The sequence below is a fragment of the Metabacillus hrfriensis genome (assembly GCF_030127205.1).
GTDB classification, from domain to species: domain Bacteria; phylum Bacillota; class Bacilli; order Bacillales; family Bacillaceae; genus Bacillus_P; species Bacillus_P dongyingensis.
In genome coordinates, this window is sequence record NZ_CP126116.1 from 1,462,681 (window position 1) to 1,483,570 (window position 20,890).

Below are 20,890 nucleotides of genomic sequence, written 5' to 3' on the forward strand. Positions count from 1 at the left end.
CATGCAAAACACCGAACTGCTCAGAATGCAGCTGAATGACCTTATTGCTCAGGCGCGTTATGACATCTATACCATGTCGAACTTGCGGAATCCAACAGCGAATCAGCAACATCTTCAGCGATTATGGAATACACTTTCAATGATTTCCTTCCACAGTAACCAGATGGCAAATCAATGTATGACGAATAATCGCTTTCTAATGTCAAATCAGGCACCTTACCCTAATCCATCCATCTCAAAATCACGGCAGCGTACTTTTACAATTGAAGAATTAGCAGTCAATGACGGGAAAAACGGCAAGCCTGCCTATGTCGCCGTTAATGGCACCGTTTATGATGTCACGAACAACAGAGCATGGGCAGCTGCCACTCACTTTGCTTTAACTGCAGGTAAAGAATATTCAGCAGAATTTGCCTCTTGTCATGCCGGGCAAGAAGCAATATTAAGCACGCTTCCAGCCGTGGGGAGGTTATCATCATGAAACAGCACATATTGCCGCCGGAGCCATTAACGAACGAAGCCATAGCCGCAAGATTAACCAATACAGCAATGAATAGCATCAATAAGGGGTTAATCAAGAAGAAAAATCTAGTTTATTTAGAGCTGAATGGGTGTTCGGGGAATATTATTTCGCTGCTGAACGGACAAAATCCAGATTTTGAGTATACCTTAAATTCAATGGTTAACCTTCGCTATAGTAATAGTTTAATGGCATCAGAAGGAGAGCGGGCTATTGAGAAAATGATGAAGGCTCTGGATGAGGGAGACTATATCCTTGCCGTTGAAGGCGCTGTCGCTTTAAAAAACAAGGGCTTATACAATATCATCGGAAGCTGGCAGGGAAAACCGCTCACAGGTCTTCAGGCAGCAACAATGCTTGGAGCGAAGGCATCACATATTTTAGCAGTCGGCGCATGCGCCACACACGGCGGAGTCTCTGCTGCTAAACCAAATCCATCTGAATCTGTCGGTCTTCAAACCGTCCTTCCTGATGAAAAAATGATCAAACTGCCGGGTTGCCCCGTTCATCCAGACTGGTTTTTGGGGACATTAGCTCATCTCCTTTTATACGGCGAACCTGATACAGATAAGCTAGGTCGTCCGCTGATGTTTTACAGCACGCTTATCCATGACCGCTGCCCAAGACGGCCATTTTTTGACCGCGGTATTTTCGCAGAAAAATTAGGGGATAAAACATGTCTTTTTAAGCTCGGATGCAGAGGTCCTGTAACAAGGGTAGATTGTCCAACGAGACAATGGAACGGACACGTGAACTGGCCGATCGGAGATAACACGCCATGCATAGGCTGTGCACAGTTTGGGTTTCCGGATGCAATGGCTCCATTCATAAGCTTTGACACGACAAGGGTGGTGGATGATGAGTAAAAGAATTGTTATTAATCCTTTGACGCGAATAAGCGGTTTTATGGAAATTGATGTTCTCGTGGAAAATAATAAAGTGGCAGATGCCAAAACAAAAGGGAATTTATTTCGGGGATTTGAGCAAATGTTAGTAGGGAGAAATCCGTTTGATGCGGTTTATTTCACACAGCGAATATGCGGAATTTGCTCAGCAGCACATTCGATGGCCTCATCATTGGCATTAGAAGATGCACTAAACATAGAACCGATGGAACAAGGAAGGTATCTTAGAGATATCATTCATTGCTGTGAGTTTCTGCAGAATCACATTCGCCATTTTTATCAATATACGGTTCCGGATTATGTGAAAATTGAACAAAATTCTCTTTTTCTATCAGACCATGGCGATTTTAGACTGCCCAAAGCAATAAATGACAGGATTTCAAACCATTACTTCGATTCACTCGCGATAAGCCGGTCAGCACATCAAATGCTGGCGGTATTAGGGGGGAAGGCTCCTCATAATCATGGCGTATTTATTGGAGGTATTACGGCGCAGGCAACAGCAGAAAAAGTCGTTCATATTGATTCCATTCTTGAGGAGATCATCTTATTTATAGATGAAAAAATGATACCTGATGTATATGAGATTGCCAGGTATTATCCGGAGTACTTCCGATTAGGCGGAGGATACGGCAATCTTTTGACCTATGGTGCCTTTAATGATTATAAAGAGCTGGGAACGTTATATGTCAATCCTCTGGTATCTGTTCTCGGCACTGTAGAAGCTTTTAATGAGAACAAAATCACGGAAAAAATTGATTACTCCTATTACACAGCAAAAGAAAGCACATACGGGCCTGATGCAGAGGTGCCTGAGCCTGACATGGATAAAGAGAAAGCATACTCCTGGGTAAAAGCGCCAAGGTACAATAATCTTCCCTTTGAAGTTGGCCCGCTGGCGAGATTAATCTTAAGCGGTTCATACAGCAATGGAATTTCAGCCATGGATCGGACAATTGCCAGAGCACTTGAAGCGAAAAAAATAACAGAAATTATGAAAATATTATTAAAAGAGCTTATCCCGGATGTAGATGTTCAAAAAAAATATGAGCTTCCGCAAACTGCATCAGGAAGAGGGCTTGTCGATACAACAAGAGGCGCTTTAGGGCATTGGCTTAAAATAGATGATAAAAAATTATCATACTATCAAATTATCACCCCATCAACATGGGATTTTTCCACCAGAGATGAAAAGGGATACAGAGGCGTTGCAGAAGAAGCGTTAATCGGCACACCAATTGAGAATCTTGATAATCCAGCTGAGATTGGAAGAATCCTTCGTTCCTTTGATCCATGTATGTCTTGTGCGACACATGTATACATTCCTGGAAAACAAGTTAAAACCATTAAGGTATTTTAATGGAAAAAATCATCGTATTGGGGATTGGAAATCAATTAATGATGGACGATGGAGCTGGAATCTATCTTACAGAAGAGCTGGCGAAGCTTGATCATTATCCAAGCATCGATTATAGAATAGGTGAATCAGATATTGATTATTGTATCGAAGTGATTGACGGAGCATCGTTTGTGATAATTCTCGATGCTGTATCCTCCGGCAAACAAGCCGGACAATTATCAATCTATCCTCTGGCAGCATTACATGAACACCGGACACTTGATATCTCTCCGCACAACCTTCATTTATTTGAAGTGCTGTATCAGCAAAGAAAAACGATAAAGGGATTTCTAATAGGTGTGGAACCTTATCAAATTGATTTTCATATAGGTCTGAGCGACATGCTTACAGAAAAATGGGATGAGATTTTAGAGGAGACAAGGAAGGCGATCCGGGAATTAATAAAGGAAAAAGAGGAAGTGTAAAACGTCACTGGATTAATGGAAGGCGGGCTTACGCCTAGCTATGGATTAATTATAAGTGTCTGCAGCGGATTAACGATTCCGGTGAATGTGATGATTCGCGCATCAAAGGGGTTGATATTACCTTTCACCGCGCGTTTGACGAGGTCGATTATCAGGTCACTGCTTTAGGTATTCTTCAAAAGTACCCTGCCATATCTAGAGTACTCACATCTGGCAGCAAAGATAAAGCTACAGAAGCAATAGAAGAGCTGAGTCAGCTAGCAGATCTATCAGCCGGAACGGGTCTTTCAATTATGGCAGGATCAGGGTTAACCCCTCAAAACTTACCTGCATTCTTAGAAAAAGTGAACGTGAGAGAAGTTCACTTTGGTTCGGGAATCCGTTATGAATCGAATTATAGTAATCCTATCGATCTCATTCAAATAAAAGCGATCAGGAAAATCGTAGAATAGAACTGCAATTAAAAAAAGCTCCAAGCATTAATGCCTGGAGCTTTTTTGTTCGTTTATAATATCTTTTTCATTGGGATAATGGTTTTGGCTTGCTTTGGCTGTTTTTTGATGGGTCTATTTGTAAAGTTTGTAGCGAGAATTAGTAATTCTTGAAAAAATCTATTTTACTTAATTTCAATTGCCGAAGCCTTGTTGTTCCAATCCAAAGCCATATTAGCTGTTTTGCCATACCAATCGGAATGTCTAAAAAGCATTCCTCTGCCGTAGCCTTGAGATGAAGTATGCTCCCACAGAGTCGTTGAATAACTTGAAGAAGGTGAAGCTGTGCTTAAGGAGTGAAGAAGAAAAACATGGAACTATTTTAGTTAACTTTTCTTCGGGTGACAGGGGAAACATGGTACCTGGGAAAGCCGCTGCTGTAATTAAAACGAAACAACCTGAGGAACTTGTGAATCGTTTTAAAACATATTGTACGGAACAGGAGCTGCATGGAGAGGTCAGCAAGTCTGATGAAACGATTACTTTAACCCTTTACGGTAAAACCGTGCATGGAATGGAACCGCAAAATGGATTGAATGCTGGACTGGAGTGCCTGCATTTCTTAAACTCATTAAGCTTTGCGGGTAGTGACCAATCATTTATCACATTTGCCGAAAACAGCCTATATAGTGATCCTTTTGGGGAAAAGTTGGGAATCCAATACAGTGAAGATGTGCTCGGACCTTTAACGGTTAATGCCGGCATTTTTAATTATAATCATACAGCTGGTGGCTCAATTCAGTTGAACATTCGATTCCCATTAAATAAAGATTACCAACATACCATTGAAATGATCACGAAAAAAGCTGAGACCTGCCATTTTACAATCGCTGATGCGCAACAATTCTCTCCACATTATATCCCTGCCGATCATCCAATGATTAAAACACTACAATCGGCTTATCAATCGATTACAGGGGATGAACCCACACTTTTAACATCGGGCGGGGGAACATATGCAGCGTTAATGAAAAATGCAGTGGCTTACGGTGCGCTTTTCCCTGGTAAGGTAGACAGCTCTCACCAAAATGATGAATTTATAGAAATCGATGATTTAATCAAAGCGACAGCTATCTATGCCAAAGCATTATATGAATTAAGCCACTTATAAAATCAAAGGCCAGGTTTGTAGTTTAGTCAACAGGTCAACCAGAAAAATAAAAAGTACCCTATAGAGTAGACACTTAAAAAGGTCTGCCCTATAGGGTACTTTATTTGTCATGATGAAGGAATAAAAGCTGGATGAGCCGAATAAGTCATAGTAATCATGGTTTTGTTGTATTCTCAGAATAAAAGAATGGAGTATTTCATTGAGAATATTTTTTCGTTATATGGCCGACAGTCGAAAATGAAAGTTATTTTATGCGTATGAATGGCTTTTTTGAAATTGATTGAGGATTATTGTTATCGTCACCCGGAAATTTCGGATTACCCTGCCATGTTGGAGAGGATTAGAAGCTGTAGAGAAAGGTATGTCCAATATGGAAGGGACCACTTGGTTTTGGTTTTTACCTTTTTAGGACCGATTAATTTATAATATAGTCAGATTTTTTCGTGTCTTTTAACTTTGAAAGATTACACTAAACAGTGAGGAGATTGGTTGTATGCAAGTTGTAACCAAAATGTTTTTAGAACAACTCGACATGCATTGTCATGAGAATGATTGGTTTGCATCCATGGATCAGGCGCTTCATGGAGTCATCGCAGCTGAGGCTGCATGGACAAGTTCGGGAATCAGCAATTCGATTTGGCAGATTGTCAACCATTTGATATTTTGGAATGAAGACGTAATCCATCGAATTAAGGGCACGGAGAATCCGCATAAGGCAGAAGACAATGAAGAAACCTTTGGAAATCCGGGGGATCCAGAAGACGAAATTGTGTGGGCTCAGACAGTGCAGCGCCTTAATGAAGTCATGAATGAATTAAAAACGGTCATTGCGGACCTTGACGATGAAAAGTTAAAAGCCCCGTATGCAGCTAACAGGTACTCTATTGAGCGTTTACTCAGCAATATCATGATGCACGATACGTATCATCTCGGTCAAATTGTTCTGTTGCGAAAGTTGCAATCCTCTTGGGGTGGCGTTGATTGGTCCTAAAGCACCATAATTCAGCGACATTCCTCGCCCAGCCGTAGAAGCAATATTGACGGTGTGAAGCCCTTTTCATTCTCTCTGGTGAAGCGGTTGATTTTATGGCTAAACGGGTGTGTTAGTCAAATAAATTAGAACGTATTGCAGAGCGATCTTTCGCATATTTCATTGTTCAACAGTCGGGCGCTTTTCTTAAATAAGAAGGCGTCTTTTGCATGTACAACACATTTAGGAAATGAGTTTAATGAGGTGTAAAAAAAGATTGTGAAGTCCTGTACTTAAAGTAAAGGGGCTTTAGTTTAACAAGCAAAAGGCAATAATCTCATCTTGATATTCCACAATCGGGCGCAATACACAAATAGTGAATCGTGTCCTTTATTCAACAATGGGGGCGATTGCAGCAGAGAGTGATTGCAGCAGAGAGTGATTGCTCTTTTCCTTATTGAAGATTTGTCCAGTTTAATGAAATAAAGACAAGAATAATTTCTTTAATTCAAATAGTTGGCGTTTTAGGTTTTGTTTTTGGTATTTTGCAATTTGAAATGGGGTACTGGTGTATTCTTTATTTCGCTTAATAAAGAAAAAGTTAAAAGCTTTGGAATGTTAACAGGGCTGATATCTATTTTCTATTCGTTTTACTATTTATTTGTTCAAACCAATCTTATTTTAAAAGAGTTTTTTTATTCAATTAAAGGGGGCTTATCCGGAATAAGATAAGTCCTCTTTTTATGCAGTTTTTTGTTGTTAATACGACCTCAATTTGAAATAATTGGTATTAAGATATTGGGCTGGATTCCTATAGCAAAAAATAGAGTTGGTGGGTGTGAATGTGAACAAGTTTATTGATGATTTGTCTGGTGCAATCTATGATTTCATTAAGTTTATTTTCAAAAGTATATGTTACCTTTTAGCTGGAATGTTAATTGTCGGAGTACCGCTTTATGCAATCGCATTTGCTTTTAGGTTATTCCATTAAAGGGGGCTTTAATGGAATAACCTATTAACTCAGATCAATAAAGAACTGAGTTTTATTATGCAAAAAAGCACCGCTAAAAGCGGTGCGAATTAGCGTGCTAATTCTAATGCTATTCACGGTGCTAAATACCGTGTATTTTTAGGTTTTCCTTCCAAAAACGGAACCCCTTAATATTTGATCAGAGGTGTTTTTGCAGAGATTTTGCTGATTTTCTAAGTGCCAGCTTTGGCTCCATCAGCTGAGTAAGATTGATAGAATCTGGGTGTTCAATTAGAGAAAGTAATGATGTGACCATTTTCTCAGCTAATTGTTCGATCGGGACACCAACACTTGTAAGCTCTGTTTCAAGGCTTGCCATCTGCGGAATATTATCATAGGAGATAACAGAAAGGTCTTCAGGAATTCTGATTTTCAGTTCTTTGGCAGCACGCAGAACCCCGACGCTGATATCATAGCTTCCGCTGATCAGGGCTGTTGGCTTGCTTGTTTTAAGCAATTCTTTTGCTGCAAGATACCCATCATACCAGCTCAGTCCTTTAGTATTGCCGATGCTATTTTCATGAACAGTCAGACCGGCATTTTCCATAGCTTCATAGAACCCATTCAGCTTCTCAGTTTGCCGCTTATCTCCGGGAGTGGCATCCCCAATATAGGAAAGACTCGAATGTCCCAATTCTATCAAGTGGCTGACTGCCAGGTGAATGGCTTTTTTATGATTTACGTCAATGATCGGGTAAACATGATCCCCTGATACACCGTATGAAAGGATCGGGATAGAAGAGAAGACATCTGAATGGAGCATGGTTTCTCTGCCTTCTTCAAAAATCATGACACCGTCCACTTGGAATCCTATGAACATCCCAATGGCCTTGTCTGCTTCATCCACTGAGAGAATCATAAAATAATTTTCAGCTGTTACAAGTTCATTTATCTTTGAAACAAGGGCTGTTAGGGCAATCCGGTCAATTGCAGGCCACACAAGCCCAATCGTTCTGCTTTTTTTAGAGACAAGGTTTTTAGCGGCAAAGTTAGGCGTATATCCGAGCATATTTGCTGTTTCAAGGACTTTTTTCTTCGTTTCAGGCTTAACAAGCGGGCTGTTATTAAGCGCCTTTGAGACAGTTGAATAACTGACTCCAGACTCCCTTGCGATATCTTTAATCGTCACACTCATTTTAAATCCTCCAAAAGGAATTGTTGAAAATTTTCGGAATACATATTATACTGAAAAATAACAACGTTGTTACTTGTAGTATAGTATAAAAAGCTGAAGAATAACATGCTTTTTGATGAAAAATAACAACGTTGTTATTTTGCGAATAAAAATAACAACGTTGTTAATTAAGACTCTTCTCGTAAACTTTGTTGCTTTAAATGTAGATATTTAAAACCATGAGTGGATTGTAGCGGAAGGAACTTGCTCCTGTGGGAAAATAGAGGGAAATGGGAGACCCCACAGGCAAAGCCGAGGAGGCTCCCAGCCGGAGCGCGGAAAGCAAGTTCCTGGAGCGGAAAGGGAACGGACAACATTGTATCATCAAAAACAACATTCTATGCGAAACAGCCTTAATTAAAAATGTAACCGTTAACAAAGGGGCAGTATAATTTCAGGAGGGATGGCATTTGAAAAAATGGATGGCATTTATGATGATCTGCCTGCTTGCAGCTGGCGTATTGTCTGCATGCAGCACACAGGCATCAAGTCATGGATCGATTACGATGAGGCTCGCACATAACCAAAGCGAAACGCACCCTGTGCATAAATCGCTGACTGAGTTTGCGAGATAGCATGATGACACGACATTTGAAGAAAACGATGATTTTATGCTCGGAGATAACCTGTTAGTCGCATCTGTTGTAGAAAAAGGGAAAAAACAGCGGGACGTCTATTTGCCGCAGCACGACGGAGGCTGGTATGACTTCCATGAAGGAACATGGTTTGAAGGCGGACAGACGGTTACCATTCCCGCACCTCTTCATTATGTTCCCCTGCTTGTAAAAGGAGGAAGCATCCTTCCTGTTAATCTGGCGGACGTTTCATTTGCTGATAAACATAAAGATGAAAGAGGGTTTCTGTTATTCCCTGGAAAGGGCAGCAGTGAATCCGTGTACAGATTATATGAAGATGACGGCGTGACAGCACAATACAAAGAAGACTTCGCTTATGTGGCTGTCAAAATGAATACAACAGAAACAGAGATTCATATAAACGCTGAAATAGAGGGGAATTTCACTCTTCCATATGACACAGCAGCATTTATTTTGCCGCAGGGTGAAAAAAGAAAGCTGATTATAGACAGTGCAGAGTATAAAAGCGGAGATCAAATCTATTTGAAACAGGAGGAAATCTGAAGTGAAAAAATTTATGGATGACGATTTTCTATTAGATTACGAAAGCTCTAGGATTCTCTACCATGAATATGCAAAAGAAATGCCGATCTATGATTACCACTGTCATTTGAGTCCTGAAGAAATTGCGGAAAACAAGCAATTCCGAAACTTGACAGAAATCTGGCTGAACGGCGATCACTACAAATGGAGAGCCATGCGTGCAAACGGCATCAGCGAAGATCTGATTACAGGCAATGCAAGCGATAAGGAAAAGTTTGATGCATGGGCAAAAACAATGCCATCCTGTATAGGCAATCCCCTTTATCATTGGACTCACTTGGAGCTGAAGCGGTATTTCAACATCGATTTGCCGCTGAGTGAAAAAACAGGAGACGAAATCTGGGAGAGCTGCAATCATCTGCTTCAGCAGAAGGATTTTTCTGCTCAGTCCATCATTAAAAAATCAAACGTTCATGTGATTTGCACAACAGATGATCCGGCAGATTCACTTGCCTATCATAAGGAAATTCGGGCAAATGAAAGGATAGAGACAGCTGTTCTGCCAGCTTTTCGTCCTGATAAAGGCATAGAAATTACGCAGCAAGGTTTTCTTCGTTACATAGAGAAGCTGTCTAAAGCAGCAAATATCGAAATCAAAGGCTACCAAGATTTATTAAAGGCTTTTGAAAATAGGGTCGATTATTTCGACGAAGCAGGGTGCAGAGTGTCAGATCATGGTTTTGACCATCTTTTCTATGAAGAAGCAGCACTGGAAGAAGTTTCAGCGATATTTGATAAGGCCATTCAAGGTCAATCCATCACCTTATCTGAAGAAAATAAGTATAAGACATATACACTTCTTCATCTCGGAAAATTGTATCATTCTCATGGCTGGGCAATGCAGCTTCACATTGGGGCGATCCGCAATAACAATTCAAAAATGTTTGAGAAAATAGGTCCTGATGCTGGGTTTGATTCCATGAACGATTTTGAACTGGCAAAGCCGCTGAATCAGTTTCTGAGTCGTCTTGACAGAGAGAATGAGCTGCCAAAGACTATTCTCTATAATTTGAATCCTGCTCATAATCCGATCATCGCTTCAGCCGTCGGGAACTTTCAAAATGAAGAAGCAAGAGGGAAGCTTCAATTTGGCACAGGCTGGTGGTTTAACGATCAAAAAGACGGGATGATCCGCCAGATGACAGACCTTGCAAGTATAGGACTGATCAGCAATTTTGTAGGCATGGTGACGGATTCCCGCAGTTTCCTGTCTTATACAAGACATGAATACTTCCGCAGAATTCTATGTAACTTAATCGGCGGCTGGGTTCACAAAGGCGAAGCACCAGATGATTATGAACTGCTCGGTCAAATGGTGCAGGATATTTGCTATAACAATGCGAAAACATATTTTGAGATTACTAGATAATCAGATGGAGGGAAAACGCTTATGCAAATGACATTTCGCTGGTATGGGGACAATGATCCTGTTACCTTACAAAAGATCCGCCAGATTCCGGGCATGACTGGAATTGTATCCGCTATTTACGATATCCCTGTCGGGGATGCCTGGCCTTACGACAAAATTATTGAGCTCAAAAAGAAGGTTGAAGAGAGCGGCTTAAGCCTAAGTGTAATAGAGAGCGTTCCTGTTCATGAGGATATAAAGCTCGGCCTTCCTTCCAGAGATCGATATATAGAAAACTACAAAACTACGATTCGAAATTTATCCAGGGCTGGAATTAAAATTGTATGTTATAACTTTATGCCTGTCTTTGACTGGACTCGTTCATCACTTGACTATGAATTAGAAGATGGCTCAACTGCTCTTATTTATGAAGAAGAAAAAGTAAAGCAAATGAATCCGATAAACGGAGACTTAAAGCTGCCGGGATGGGACACAAGCTATGAACCGGAGCAATTAAAAAACCTGCTGAACCAGTATCAGAATGTATCGGAGGAGAAATTGTGGGCGAATCTCTCGTATTTTATTAAAGAAATCATTCCGGTTGCTGAGGAAGAAGAAGTCAAAATGGCCATTCATCCGGATGATCCGCCATGGTCAATCTTCGGACTGCCGAGAATTATTAACAGTAAAGAGAACTTAGACAGATTCGTCAATCTATATGAAAGTCCATATAACGGACTTTGTTTATGCAGCGGTTCGCTCGGTGCAAATCCAGATCATGATTTCCCTGAATTTGTCCGTTATTTTGGCAGCAAAGGGAAGATCAATTTCGTTCACTTAAGAAACATTAAATGGACAGGTGAAAAATCCTTTCAGGAATCTGCCCATCTTTCAACGGACGGTTCATTGGATATGTATGAGATTGTCCGTGCCTTAAGAGAAGTTGATTTTTCAGGACCGGCAAGACCGGATCATGGCAGAATGATCTGGGGAGAAACAGGAAAACCGGGTTATGGTTTGTATGACCGCGCTCTTGGTGCTACCTATCTAAATGGTTTGTGGGAAGCTGCAACAAAAGAAAAAAACAGACAAGGCGAAACGGGGAAGAAATATGAAGATTCCTTTTCAAATTGATTTAGAGGGAAAAGTGGCTGTCATTACTGGTGGAAGCGGTGTTCTGTGCAGCCAATTTGCCAAAGCTCTAGCAGCATGCGGAGCAAAAACGGCAGTCATAAGCAGACGCCAGGAATCTGTGGAACGCGTTGCCGAAGAAATTCGTGCAGATGGCGGGACGGCTATAGCACTATCTGCTGATGTGCTTGATAAAACAAGTCTTGAGCGGGCAAAAGCAGAAGTGAATGAAAAGCTTGGCCCCTGCAGCATTCTAATAAATGGTGCAGGGGGAAATCACCCTAAAGGGAATACGGATAAAGAATACTATTTCAATGAGGATTTGAAAGACTCAGAAATCAATACGTTTTTTGATTTGGATTCAGAAGGGGTCCGTTCAGTCTTTGATTTGAACTTTCTCGGAACCCTGCAGGCCACTCAAGTGTTTGGCAGAGATATGGGCGAAGGTGATGTGATCATTAATGTCTCATCAATGAATGCCTATACCCCACTGACAAAAATTCCAGCTTACAGCGGGGCAAAAGCGGCAGTCAGCAACTTTACTCAATGGCTGGCTGTGCATATGTCTAAGGCAGGCATACGCGTTAATGCCATTGCACCGGGCTTCTTTTTAACGGAGCAAAATCGAAATTTATTAACGAATACAGACGGCAGCTACACAGATCGGGCTAAAAAGATTCTTAACCAGACACCGCTCGAGAGATTTGGAGATCCTGAGGATTTGAATGGAACGCTGCTTTGGCTTGTCAGCAATGAAGCATCCCGATTTGTGACTGGAACGGTGATTCCGGTCGATGGCGGATTTTCAGCTTATTCAGGAGTTTGATGACAGCTGACTATTCGTTTGGTGGATAAATTAGATTGAAAACGAACCTTCCTTGAGAGGGTTCGTTTTTATTTTGAAGGAAAGTCATTCTAAAGAATAGAACTACCTCAGGGAACACGGGTTAGATGACTGGTTTTCCTTATTTATTGTGGTAAAGGTGAAGGAAAATAGCATAATACGAGATAATCCAGAGACTTTGAAACTTTATTCCAAGACTTTCAATCCTAATTCCAAGACTTTTCAAATTAATTCCGAGACATTTCAAACTAATTCCAAGACTTTCAATCCTAATTCCGGGACTTTTCAAATTAATTCCGTACAAATGTGAACTCGAACGAAGTCGTTTAGCGAGCGAGCACACCAAGAAAGTAAATGCCTCATTATAGAAAGTAATTCAGTTAAACCGGACAGTAAATGGATAGTTTCGGACAGTAAAACTATAAAAATGGAAAGAATTTTTAAAATAATCATAATAAACATTGTTGGATCGTAATTTCTTAGTTAAAATCAGCTAAAACGGTCAGGAGGAAATCAATGATTACCTATCCTATCTTAAAAAATGAAGCAACAATCGGAGTAACGGCACCCTCATCAGGGGTTCCGTCAGAATTGCACGATATTCTTACCCAAGCCTGCACCCGCATGGAATCTAGGGGGTACAAAGTGATCTGCGGAAAAACACCGTGGACGCAGGAAAAAGCAAAATCAGCTCATTTTAGAACTCGGGCAGAAGAATTTAACTGTATGATGCAGGACGAAGAAATTGATCTGATTATCCCACCCTGGGGCGGCGAGCTTTTGATTGAGATTCTTGAATTTATAAACTATGACTCAATCAAGCAGAAATGGGTGCTGGGCTATTCCGATATCAGTCCGCTTCTGCTTGCCATCACGCTAAAGACCGGAATGGCCACTGCTCATGGAACCAATCTTGTGGATTTAAGAGGCGAGAAATCCGATCCTGCAACAGCAATGTGGGAGAACGTTCTTAAGACAAAAAGCGGGGAATCGATTCTTCAATTCTCTTCCTGCCATTACCAGAATGAGTGGCAGCACAACAATCCGACTCCGCACATTTTTCATTTAACTCAACCAACAGAATGGAAGACCTTGTCCAATCGGTCCGAAAAAGCAGAAGGCCGATTGCTCGGAGGATGTATTGATCTGATTAGCCATTTAGCCGGAACGCCATTTGGCGATATCAAAACGTTCAGCGAACAGTACATTCCAAACGAACCCATTCTCTGGTACTTTGAAAACTGTGAGCAGACAGCAACCGATTTGCGCAGATCCCTTGTTCAGCTGAGGCTGGCAGGATGGTTTGAAAACTGTTCGGGAATTTTGTTCGGAAGAAGTGCCGCAAATCATCCTGTCGATGATTATACAGTGTTGGATGTATACAATGATCTTGCTGAGGAACTGGACGTTCCAATCATATATGATATCGATTGCGGCCATCAGCCTCCGCAAATCACGTTAATTAATGGAGCTTACGCTGAAGTTAATGTGGATAATGGAAGGGGTTCAATCCTTCAAAGGTTTCAGTAATCGTCTAAAAGTGAAAAGAAGAGCTGCAATCATGCAGTTCTTCTTTTTAAGTAGTTGCCAAGCAGGATAACGACTTCAGTAATCTCCCATTCGATTCAAAAGTTCATAGGGACGCACCTTGAATGCTTCATAGGGGATGTATCGCCCAGACATCGCATCCTTTACCCTAGGCTGATATTTTGCACGAGTAACAAAGTTTTCTATATTAGAAGAGTCCAACTTATGAAACACTGCTTCTTTTGTTTCATCAGAAGGCATTACTTTACCGCCTTTGTACGAGCCAATAAAAACAATTGTAACAGTAGTACCATTTGAATAAACACCGGAAACACCATGAAGTTTAACCTCAATACCTGTTTCTTCAAGGATCTCTCTGCACAGAGCTGTATCTAGTGTTTCCCCTTCATCAACTGCTCCGCCCGGAAGTTCCCATGTATCCGTTCTCCAAAAAGTATTTACGAGCAGAACTTCACCTTCTTTATTCGTAATATAGCCGGATACAGTAACGGTGTGTCTGGGAAAATGATAGTTTCCCGCAGGGTTAAGAAAATCCTGTTTACTTGATGTGAAAAGTGTACCAAATGTCTTTAATTTTTCTGCCGCCAGCTTATGCATATTATCTTTTTTTACACGTTCTTCAATTTTTATATATTCTTCATAACTATCATACTCCCATATAGCGACAATTTCGTCTTTCGTTTCGTTTATCCAGCGGCCGGTCAATCTCGCTCCATTTTTGAGCTGAATCGGCAAAAGGAAATCATGGAAAAATTGATTAAATAATTTCGCTTTTTCAGGCAGAATTTTATAGGTTTTTCTTCTGTAGATCAATTTTAATCACTCCCGTCACATCCAGGCTATATTTCGATAACTGTTTTGGAAAATCCTTTAAATCATGCAGGGTAAGCTAGTAAATAATCATTTCAAACTGTACTTCTATCCATGTCAAAATAGGGGGTAATAGCATTTACTATATAAGAATTGTGTTGTAATTTGACATAAATCAGCAAAGGAAGTGAAGAAAGTGGCTTCGATTAAATGCAAAGAAATAAAAAAGAAAGCAAGGCAAATTAGTGTAATAAAGTTTGAGGATATGGATGTAGAAGTTGAAAATAAATCCGGTCTCGAAATGATCGGAAAAGGGAGACAGGGAGCTGTTTTCAAAATCAATGATCAGTTATGCATGAAAATTTATGGTGAAATAGAGGATTGTGAACGTGAATATTATGCTCTTTCATTAGGAAAGAACACTCCGCTTCTTCCAAAAGTGCATTGCAAAGGGGAAAACTTTGTTGTCATGGATATGGTATATGGCGTAGATCTGCGTGAATATCTTCAGGTGAATCCTTTAACGAAGGAGCTCTCTTATAAGCTGATTGAAATGCTTTTGGTTTTTAAAGAAATTGGATATGAGCGGATTGATCATCATAAGAGACAAATTTACCTTCAGCATGATGGATCGCTAAAAGTAATTGATGTAGGAAGAACTGTGTGGAGGAATCGGACATACCCCTATCCCCGAAAACTTTTAATGAGCCTTGGAGAGGATTATAAAGCTGTGTTTCTCTCACATGTAAAGGAAGCAGCACCAGAACTCTATAATGAGTGGGAGCACTATATGCAGATGGAGGAAATATCCAGGCAGCTTTTCGATAAAATTTCTTCCGAAAAGTCCATAGACTCAAAATCTCTGGGTGAAAAAACAACAAATTTACTTACGACAAACGATACCGCGAAACATTACGCACAGCTCGAAAATCTTGTCCGTAAAGTAGTAAAAGAAGAGAAAAATAGAGAATTAGAAAAGCAAAATGAAATGGAGGATCAAAAGAAAAAGGCAAAGCAAAATGAAATGAAGGCTCAAATGAAAAAGGCAAAAAAAGAAGAGAAAAATAGAGAATCAGAAAAGAAAAATGAAATGAAGGCTCAAAAGAAAAAGGCAAAAAAATAAAATAAAATCAGAGAGAGGAGAACCTAATGAAGATCTTAGTTATTTGGCGTCTGCTGACGGTCGGCGGTGTAAATGCAGGCTGGAGAAATCGGGCCATCTATTTTAAAAAATATGGGATAACCACTGATTTTCTTTATAGTAAGGACTTGGGCGGAATGCACATGATACAAGATATAGCAACGGTGTATTTAACTAATGACAAAAAGAAAATAAAGAGGATTTTAACAGAAAATCATTACGATGTCATTATTGTTGTTGATACAAGTAAAGCATATCAGTGGCTTGAAGAGGCAAATTACAGCGGTCCAATCGTAGTGGAAGCACGAACGCCGGAAATTGTAAAATTGCACCGTAATCTAAAAGGCGTTGAAAAAAATAAACCTTATACCTTTGTTGTCCCATCTGAATATCAAAAGCGGGTTTTATCCATTCTGATCAATCAGGAAACCCCAATTGAAGTGATTCACAATGGAATCGATCCTTCTCTTTTTCGCCCAATTGAAATAACAAGTAAAAGTGATCCATTACTTCCCCCGGATAAAAAAATAGTTGCTTATATTGGAAGATTGGATGTAAGAAAAAACTGGAGGCTCATGCTTAAAATTGCCAAAGTAGTCAGCAAAGAAAGGGAGGATATTCAATTTTGGGTTATCGGCGGGGCAAAGAGTGTGGAACGTGATTTGTTCGAAGCTGAATGGAAAAGGCTGGATCTGACAGACATTGTAAAATGGTATCCTGTCATTCCTTATCATGAAATGCCTGAAATCTATTCAAAGGTTAGGCAATCTGGCGGCTGCACCCTTGCGACTACTCTTGCAGAGTCATTTGGAAACACATTTATCGAAGCAATGGCTTGTGGAGTTCCAGTAGTGGCTCCTAACGTTTCTTCCATACCTGAAATCGTCGAACATGGGAAGACAGGCTACTTATTTCGCGAAAATCATGTCAGAGGTGCAGTAGAGCAAATCTATAAAATAGTCGATCACCCTGAAAACTATCAATCGCTTTCAACTCTTTCCACTGAACGTGTTGAAAACATGTTTCAGCTCTCACACTGTGCTGAAAGATATATTGAGATTCTAAAGGAAGTAAAGAGAGCTGATGAAAAATGACTGCTCCCATTTATAAAAATCTTTTTGAGAGCAAGACGAATAATGCCCATCTCATAACTTTTGAGGATAAGCGAGATTATGTTGTTAAATTTTATAAGCCTTCCGAAAATAAAGCGCTTATTAATGAATGGTTTGGTTACTGCATTGCCCGTTTTATGGGATTGCCGGTGCCATATTCAGCAATAACCGACCTATCAGAATCTTTTTTTGAGACGATCCCCCAGAATGAAGATCTTCAGTATACCTCCAAACAATTTGCAAGTGTGTATATCCCAGATAGTGTGAATGGACATCAGGCAGAAGTGAAATCTATAGTAAATACCTCAGACCTTGCAAAGATTATTGTTTTTGATTATTGGCTCTGCAATACAGACCGGACGAAGAAAAATATTATTCTGCAAGAAAAATCTCCTGGAAATTATATTCTGAATGTCATTGACCACGCAGAAATTTTTGGATCTTATTCTTGGACAGCAGAAGACCTGCAACAGCTTCCGCATACATTATTGAAGAGTGCAACCCACCAAATGATGGCTTCATTCATTAAGGAAGAAGAAGTCTTTTGGAAGGAAATTGAGAGGGTGCAGACAATTCCGACACAGCTGCTGGAAGAAATCTTTGCGTTCATTCCCCCAGACTGGAATCTTTCTTCTGATGATCAGCTGGAAATCATAAATGTATTGAATACCAGACGGCATAAAATCTTACCTGAGGTGATACGGAAATTTATCAAGACCATTTACCGGCCGCTTCATCCATAAAGAAAAAAGCACTTGAAATGGTTCAAGTGCTTTTTTCTTTAATAAATTTCTTTAATTCCTGCAAGCCTGATAGAGAAAATATTCTTGTTTTCGTCCTCTAAAGACAGTGTCTGATCACTAAGGTCCAGGTTGTGAACGCGGCCTTTTAATGTCTGAACCGCACCGTCGATGTAATAGTTAACCGTTACTAATTTATTTCGCCTCAAAGCTTTTAAGATCATGGTGAATTCTCCTTCCGCAAGTTGTTATATTTAAGGTTAATTAGTCTATAAAATTGACTTTCTGTGATTATATTCCTATTATACTACAAGTTTTTGAAAGCGATTACATAAAGTTTGAACACTTTGTGAAAAAAAACACATTGGCTGTGCTGAGAAACGATTGAAACAACCAGTACATAATGATACCTTTAGATATAAGAAAAATCGGATATGCCAATTGCTTGGTCCATTCGAAAAGGCTTTTCTTTAATATAGTCATAGGAAGTGGGGATATAAAATGGGAAAAGGCTTAGAAGGAAAGAGGATTGTCATTGCAGGCTCCCGCAAAACAGATGAAATCAGCACATTAATTGAAAAACAGGGAGGGATTCCTTTCGTCCGTTCTCTGCAGGGGACTGTTTTTTTGGCTGAAGAGCAAGTTGAGCCGGCACTGCGGAAATTTATTCATGAAGGTGCGGATTGGGTCATCTTTACAACGGGTATAGGAACGGAAACGCTGTTAAATCTTGCCCGGAAACTAGGGGAAGAGGAAGGTTATTTAAATAGAATTCATCAGGCGCAAATCGCATCGAGAGGGTATAAAACATTTGCTGCTCTAAAAAAGCTTGGTTTAGTACCTGCGGCAAAAGATGATGACGGGACGACAAGAGGGCTTGTCCGTGCTCTGGAAAATGAGGATTTGAACGGAAAGAAGATCATGGTTCAGCTTCATGGGGAAACGGCTCCGGCTTTGATCCGATTTCTTGAAGAAAAAGGCGCCTCTGTTCTGCAGGTTTTGCCTTATCAGCATATTGCTCCAGATGAAGCGGCAGTCAGCCTCCTTTGTGAGGAAATGCTGAGCCGTAAAGTAGATGCTGTTTGTTTTACAACCGCAGTGCAGGTGCGCGAGTTATTTGCTTATGTGAAAAAAAAGAAGTGTCTGCCGCAAATCCTTCACGCGTTTGAGACTCATGTTTTGCCGGCAGCTGTTGGGAAAATAACGGCAGAGGCACTGATGGAAGAAGGCGTCAAAAATCCGCTTGCACCTGAGTTTGAAAGAATGGGTGCCATGATCATTGAGCTTGCAAGGTTTTATGACGAAGCAAAAATAAAATAAAGGATGATGCATCATGCCAAAATGGCTGAACAACACGCTGTATGTCCTGGTTTTAATTGTAAGCATCGGATGTGTTTCACACGGTTTTGAGTGGAAAAAATAGATGGGAAGTTCTTGACATAAAGACGTTTACTCCGCATAATATATAAAAATCAATGAACGTTGAAGAGGGACTAGTATGCGGGTCTTTATGTGACAGAGAGCGGGGTTTATCAGCTGGAAGACCCCGCCGCAGCAAAGCCGCAGAACCTGCCCTCAGAGTCCTATGTCAAAAACATAGGCGCTATAAACCTGGCGTTATCAGGCAAAGCGGGATGCTGTGTGCATCCAACTAAGGTGGTACCACGGAAAAGCAAAGCCCTTTTCGTCCTTTCTATAAGGATGAGAAGGGCTTTTTTGAATGAGGTACTGGATATAAAATCATTTGCCCGGACGGCCCATCATACGGTTCGGCTAAATGTTTTCCAATTTCCGTTAATAAATCTTCAAAACCGGCTTGAAAAAATGTAGTTTTCGCTAATAAATTTCTGGTTTTCGCTAAAAAGAAAATGCAGGCCGTCCATATTGTATCAAAATAGGAGGTTCCATCCCATGAAAAAACGAATTGTCGTCAAAATTGGCAGCAGCTCCTTAACGAACCGCAAAGGAGAAATCGATCAGGAGAAGTTTACGGATCACATTGCTGCAATCGCCGCCCTTAGACAAGCTGGTCACGAGGTTTTGCTCGTCTCATCAGGAGCAGTAGCTGCAGGCTTCAGAAAATTGGGCTATCCAGCGAGACCCCTCACCCTGAAAGGAAAGCAGGCAGCAGCAGCGGTTGGACAAAGTCTCCTGATTCAATCGTATATGGAGCAGCTTGGCAGTTTTGGCATCATTCCTGCTCAAATTTTGCTCACCCGCAATGATTTTTCGAAAAAGGAACGCTATAAAAATGCTTATGCCACAATCCGTGAGCTCCTTGACCGGGGCATCCTGCCAATCATCAATGAAAACGATACGGTTTCAGTAGAAGAGTTAACCTTTGGCGACAATGACATGCTTTCGGCTCTTGTCAGCGGACTCGTACAAGCAGATCAGCTGATTATTTTGACCGATATCAACGGATTGTATGATTCTAATCCGCGTGAAAATCCAGCTGCCAAAAAGTTCGATCAGCTTATAGAAATCACAGATCAAATGATGCAGGGAGCTGAAGGGGCAGGTTCACTTGTTGGAACAGGGGGCATGAAGTCCAAGCTCATCGCAGCAAAAACGGCTTTATCTCTAGGCGTGAAAATTTTTATCGGCGCCGGAGCGGGGTCAGAGAAATTAATTGAAATCCTTGACGGAAAAGGCGACGGAACGTACATAGGCGGAGACAGCCGTTTCTACGTCAACAGCAGCAAGCAATGGATCGCCCTGCATTCACTCGTCAGAGGAAAAATCTATGTAGATCAAGGCGCTGAGCTTGCATTGACTGCAAACGGAAGAAGTCTTTTGCCGGCGGGCATTTATGACATTACCGGCACGTTTGAAGCAGGGGACGTCGTAGAAGTTTTCGGGACAAACGGTCTGCTCGGGAAAGGAGAAGTACTCTATTCATCAGAAAGTCTGAAACAAGTAATGGGGAAACGAAGCCACGAATTGACAGATGAAATTATCTCTATCGAAGTGATTCACCGCGACCGCTGGGTCAAAGCCTGAAACGGAGGGG

22 protein-coding genes, 1 pseudogene and 1 other annotated feature are annotated in these 20,890 nt (G+C 40.8%); of the genes and pseudogenes, 20 read left to right on the forward strand and 3 right to left on the reverse strand.

Annotated elements, in window-relative coordinates:
• Position 1 precedes the first annotated feature (1 nt).
• From QLQ22_RS07265 to QLQ22_RS07290, 8 genes are all read left to right on the forward strand, one after another.
• Positions 2-481: a cytochrome b5 domain-containing protein gene (locus QLQ22_RS07265; protein WP_070875097.1), complete on the forward strand. Its 480-nt coding sequence runs from the start codon at positions 2-4 to the stop codon at positions 479-481.
• Positions 478-1,386, forward strand: coding sequence for a hydrogenase small subunit (locus tag QLQ22_RS07270; RefSeq protein ID WP_284016335.1), 909 nt, complete (start codon positions 478-480; stop codon positions 1,384-1,386). Before QLQ22_RS07265 ends, QLQ22_RS07270 begins: the two co-directional genes overlap by 4 nt.
• Positions 1,379-2,785 (forward strand): nickel-dependent hydrogenase large subunit, encoded by a 1,407-nt coding sequence (locus QLQ22_RS07275; protein WP_223440752.1) that lies wholly within the window; start codon positions 1,379-1,381, stop codon positions 2,783-2,785. Before QLQ22_RS07270 ends, QLQ22_RS07275 begins: the two co-directional genes overlap by 8 nt.
• Positions 2,785-3,249, forward strand: a complete 465-nt coding sequence (locus QLQ22_RS07280; RefSeq protein WP_223440754.1) for a hydrogenase maturation protease — start codon at positions 2,785-2,787, stop codon at positions 3,247-3,249. Before QLQ22_RS07275 ends, QLQ22_RS07280 begins: the two co-directional genes overlap by 1 nt.
• 15 nt (positions 3,250-3,264) lie before the next feature.
• Complete coding sequence (locus tag QLQ22_RS25110) at positions 3,265-3,417, forward strand: copper homeostasis protein CutC (RefSeq protein WP_223440755.1); 153 nt, start codon at positions 3,265-3,267, stop codon at positions 3,415-3,417.
• Positions 3,366-3,701 (forward strand): copper homeostasis protein CutC, encoded by a 336-nt coding sequence (locus tag QLQ22_RS25115; RefSeq protein WP_223443235.1) that lies wholly within the window; start codon positions 3,366-3,368, stop codon positions 3,699-3,701. Before QLQ22_RS25110 ends, QLQ22_RS25115 begins: the two co-directional genes overlap by 52 nt.
• 394 nt (positions 3,702-4,095) lie before the next feature.
• Positions 4,096-4,851, forward strand: coding sequence for a Sapep family Mn(2+)-dependent dipeptidase (locus QLQ22_RS07285; protein ID WP_240549838.1), 756 nt, complete (start codon positions 4,096-4,098; stop codon positions 4,849-4,851).
• A gap of 493 nt (positions 4,852-5,344) precedes the next feature.
• Positions 5,345-5,842 carry a DinB family protein gene (locus QLQ22_RS07290; RefSeq protein WP_223440757.1) on the forward strand — a complete coding sequence of 166 codons (498 nt, stop codon included), beginning with the start codon at positions 5,345-5,347 and terminating at the stop codon, positions 5,840-5,842.
• Between the two features lie 1,148 nt (positions 5,843-6,990).
• On the opposite strand, the gene QLQ22_RS07295 is transcribed toward QLQ22_RS07290, so the two are convergent.
• A complete protein-coding gene (locus tag QLQ22_RS07295) occupies positions 6,991-7,986 on the reverse strand; it encodes a LacI family DNA-binding transcriptional regulator (RefSeq protein WP_284016336.1) in 996 nt (331 codons plus the stop codon).
• Between the two features lie 449 nt (positions 7,987-8,435).
• Here QLQ22_RS07295 and QLQ22_RS07300 point away from each other — a divergent pair, with 449 nt between their 5' ends.
• The 7 genes and pseudogenes from QLQ22_RS07300 to QLQ22_RS07330 all read left to right on the forward strand — a co-directional run bounded on the left by QLQ22_RS07300 (position 8,436) and on the right by QLQ22_RS07330 (position 14,056).
• Positions 8,436-8,600, forward strand: a complete 165-nt coding sequence (locus tag QLQ22_RS07300; protein ID WP_223440759.1) for a hypothetical protein — start codon at positions 8,436-8,438, stop codon at positions 8,598-8,600.
• Positions 8,601-8,615: 15 nt separating this feature from the next.
• Positions 8,616-8,816, forward strand: a pseudogene (locus tag QLQ22_RS07305) (hypothetical protein); the annotation flags it as partial.
• 102 nt (positions 8,817-8,918) lie between these two features.
• A complete protein-coding gene (locus QLQ22_RS07310) occupies positions 8,919-9,164 on the forward strand; it encodes a DUF5110 domain-containing protein (protein WP_275976757.1) in 246 nt (81 codons plus the stop codon).
• Between the two features lies 1 nt (position 9,165).
• Positions 9,166-10,572, forward strand: a complete 1,407-nt coding sequence (uxaC, locus tag QLQ22_RS07315) for a glucuronate isomerase (RefSeq protein ID WP_223440763.1) — start codon at positions 9,166-9,168, stop codon at positions 10,570-10,572.
• A 21-nt stretch (positions 10,573-10,593) separates the two neighbouring features.
• Positions 10,594-11,685 carry a mannonate dehydratase gene (gene uxuA, locus QLQ22_RS07320; RefSeq protein ID WP_284016337.1) on the forward strand — a complete coding sequence of 364 codons (1,092 nt, stop codon included), beginning with the start codon at positions 10,594-10,596 and terminating at the stop codon, positions 11,683-11,685.
• Positions 11,663-12,508 carry an SDR family oxidoreductase gene (locus QLQ22_RS07325; protein ID WP_284016338.1) on the forward strand — a complete coding sequence of 282 codons (846 nt, stop codon included), beginning with the start codon at positions 11,663-11,665 and terminating at the stop codon, positions 12,506-12,508. The genes uxuA and QLQ22_RS07325 overlap by 23 nt, the downstream gene beginning before the upstream one ends.
• Positions 12,509-13,042: 534 nt before the next feature.
• A complete protein-coding gene (locus QLQ22_RS07330; RefSeq protein ID WP_284016339.1) occupies positions 13,043-14,056 on the forward strand; it encodes a S66 family peptidase in 1,014 nt (337 codons plus the stop codon).
• A 75-nt stretch (positions 14,057-14,131) separates the two neighbouring features.
• Here QLQ22_RS07330 and QLQ22_RS07335 read toward each other — a convergent pair whose 3' ends face one another.
• The gene (locus QLQ22_RS07335; protein WP_284016340.1) at positions 14,132-14,887 is read right to left on the reverse strand and encodes an NUDIX domain-containing protein; all 756 of its coding nucleotides are present in this window, start codon (positions 14,885-14,887) and stop codon (positions 14,132-14,134) included.
• 193 nt (positions 14,888-15,080) lie between these two features.
• Between QLQ22_RS07335 and QLQ22_RS07340 the strand changes: the two genes are divergently transcribed.
• The 3 genes from QLQ22_RS07340 to QLQ22_RS07350 are packed head-to-tail and all read left to right on the forward strand — an operon-like array spanning position 15,081 to position 17,880.
• Positions 15,081-16,007, forward strand: coding sequence for a hypothetical protein (locus QLQ22_RS07340; protein WP_284016341.1), 927 nt, complete (start codon positions 15,081-15,083; stop codon positions 16,005-16,007).
• Between the two features lie 26 nt (positions 16,008-16,033).
• Positions 16,034-17,119 (forward strand): glycosyltransferase family 4 protein, encoded by a 1,086-nt coding sequence (locus QLQ22_RS07345; RefSeq protein WP_284016342.1) that lies wholly within the window; start codon positions 16,034-16,036, stop codon positions 17,117-17,119.
• Positions 17,116-17,880 carry a HipA family kinase gene (locus QLQ22_RS07350; protein WP_284016343.1) on the forward strand — a complete coding sequence of 255 codons (765 nt, stop codon included), beginning with the start codon at positions 17,116-17,118 and terminating at the stop codon, positions 17,878-17,880. Before QLQ22_RS07345 ends, QLQ22_RS07350 begins: the two co-directional genes overlap by 4 nt.
• 38 nt (positions 17,881-17,918) lie before the next feature.
• Here QLQ22_RS07350 and QLQ22_RS07355 read toward each other — a convergent pair whose 3' ends face one another.
• Positions 17,919-18,101: a YolD-like family protein gene (locus QLQ22_RS07355; RefSeq protein ID WP_284016344.1), complete on the reverse strand. Its 183-nt coding sequence runs from the start codon at positions 18,099-18,101 to the stop codon at positions 17,919-17,921.
• 277 nt (positions 18,102-18,378) lie between these two features.
• On the opposite strand from QLQ22_RS07355, the gene QLQ22_RS07360 reads away from it, so the two are divergent.
• Both QLQ22_RS07360 and proB read left to right on the forward strand, forming a co-directional pair.
• Positions 18,379-19,197, forward strand: coding sequence for a uroporphyrinogen-III synthase (locus tag QLQ22_RS07360; protein WP_284016345.1), 819 nt, complete (start codon positions 18,379-18,381; stop codon positions 19,195-19,197).
• Positions 19,198-19,350: 153 nt separating this feature from the next.
• Positions 19,351-19,572 (forward strand) — a binding site (T-box leader).
• Positions 19,573-19,788: 216 nt separating this feature from the next.
• Entirely contained in the window at positions 19,789-20,880 is a 1,092-nt protein-coding gene (gene proB / locus QLQ22_RS07365) for a glutamate 5-kinase (protein WP_284016346.1), read from the forward strand.
• The last annotated feature ends 10 nt before the right edge of the window (positions 20,881-20,890 follow it).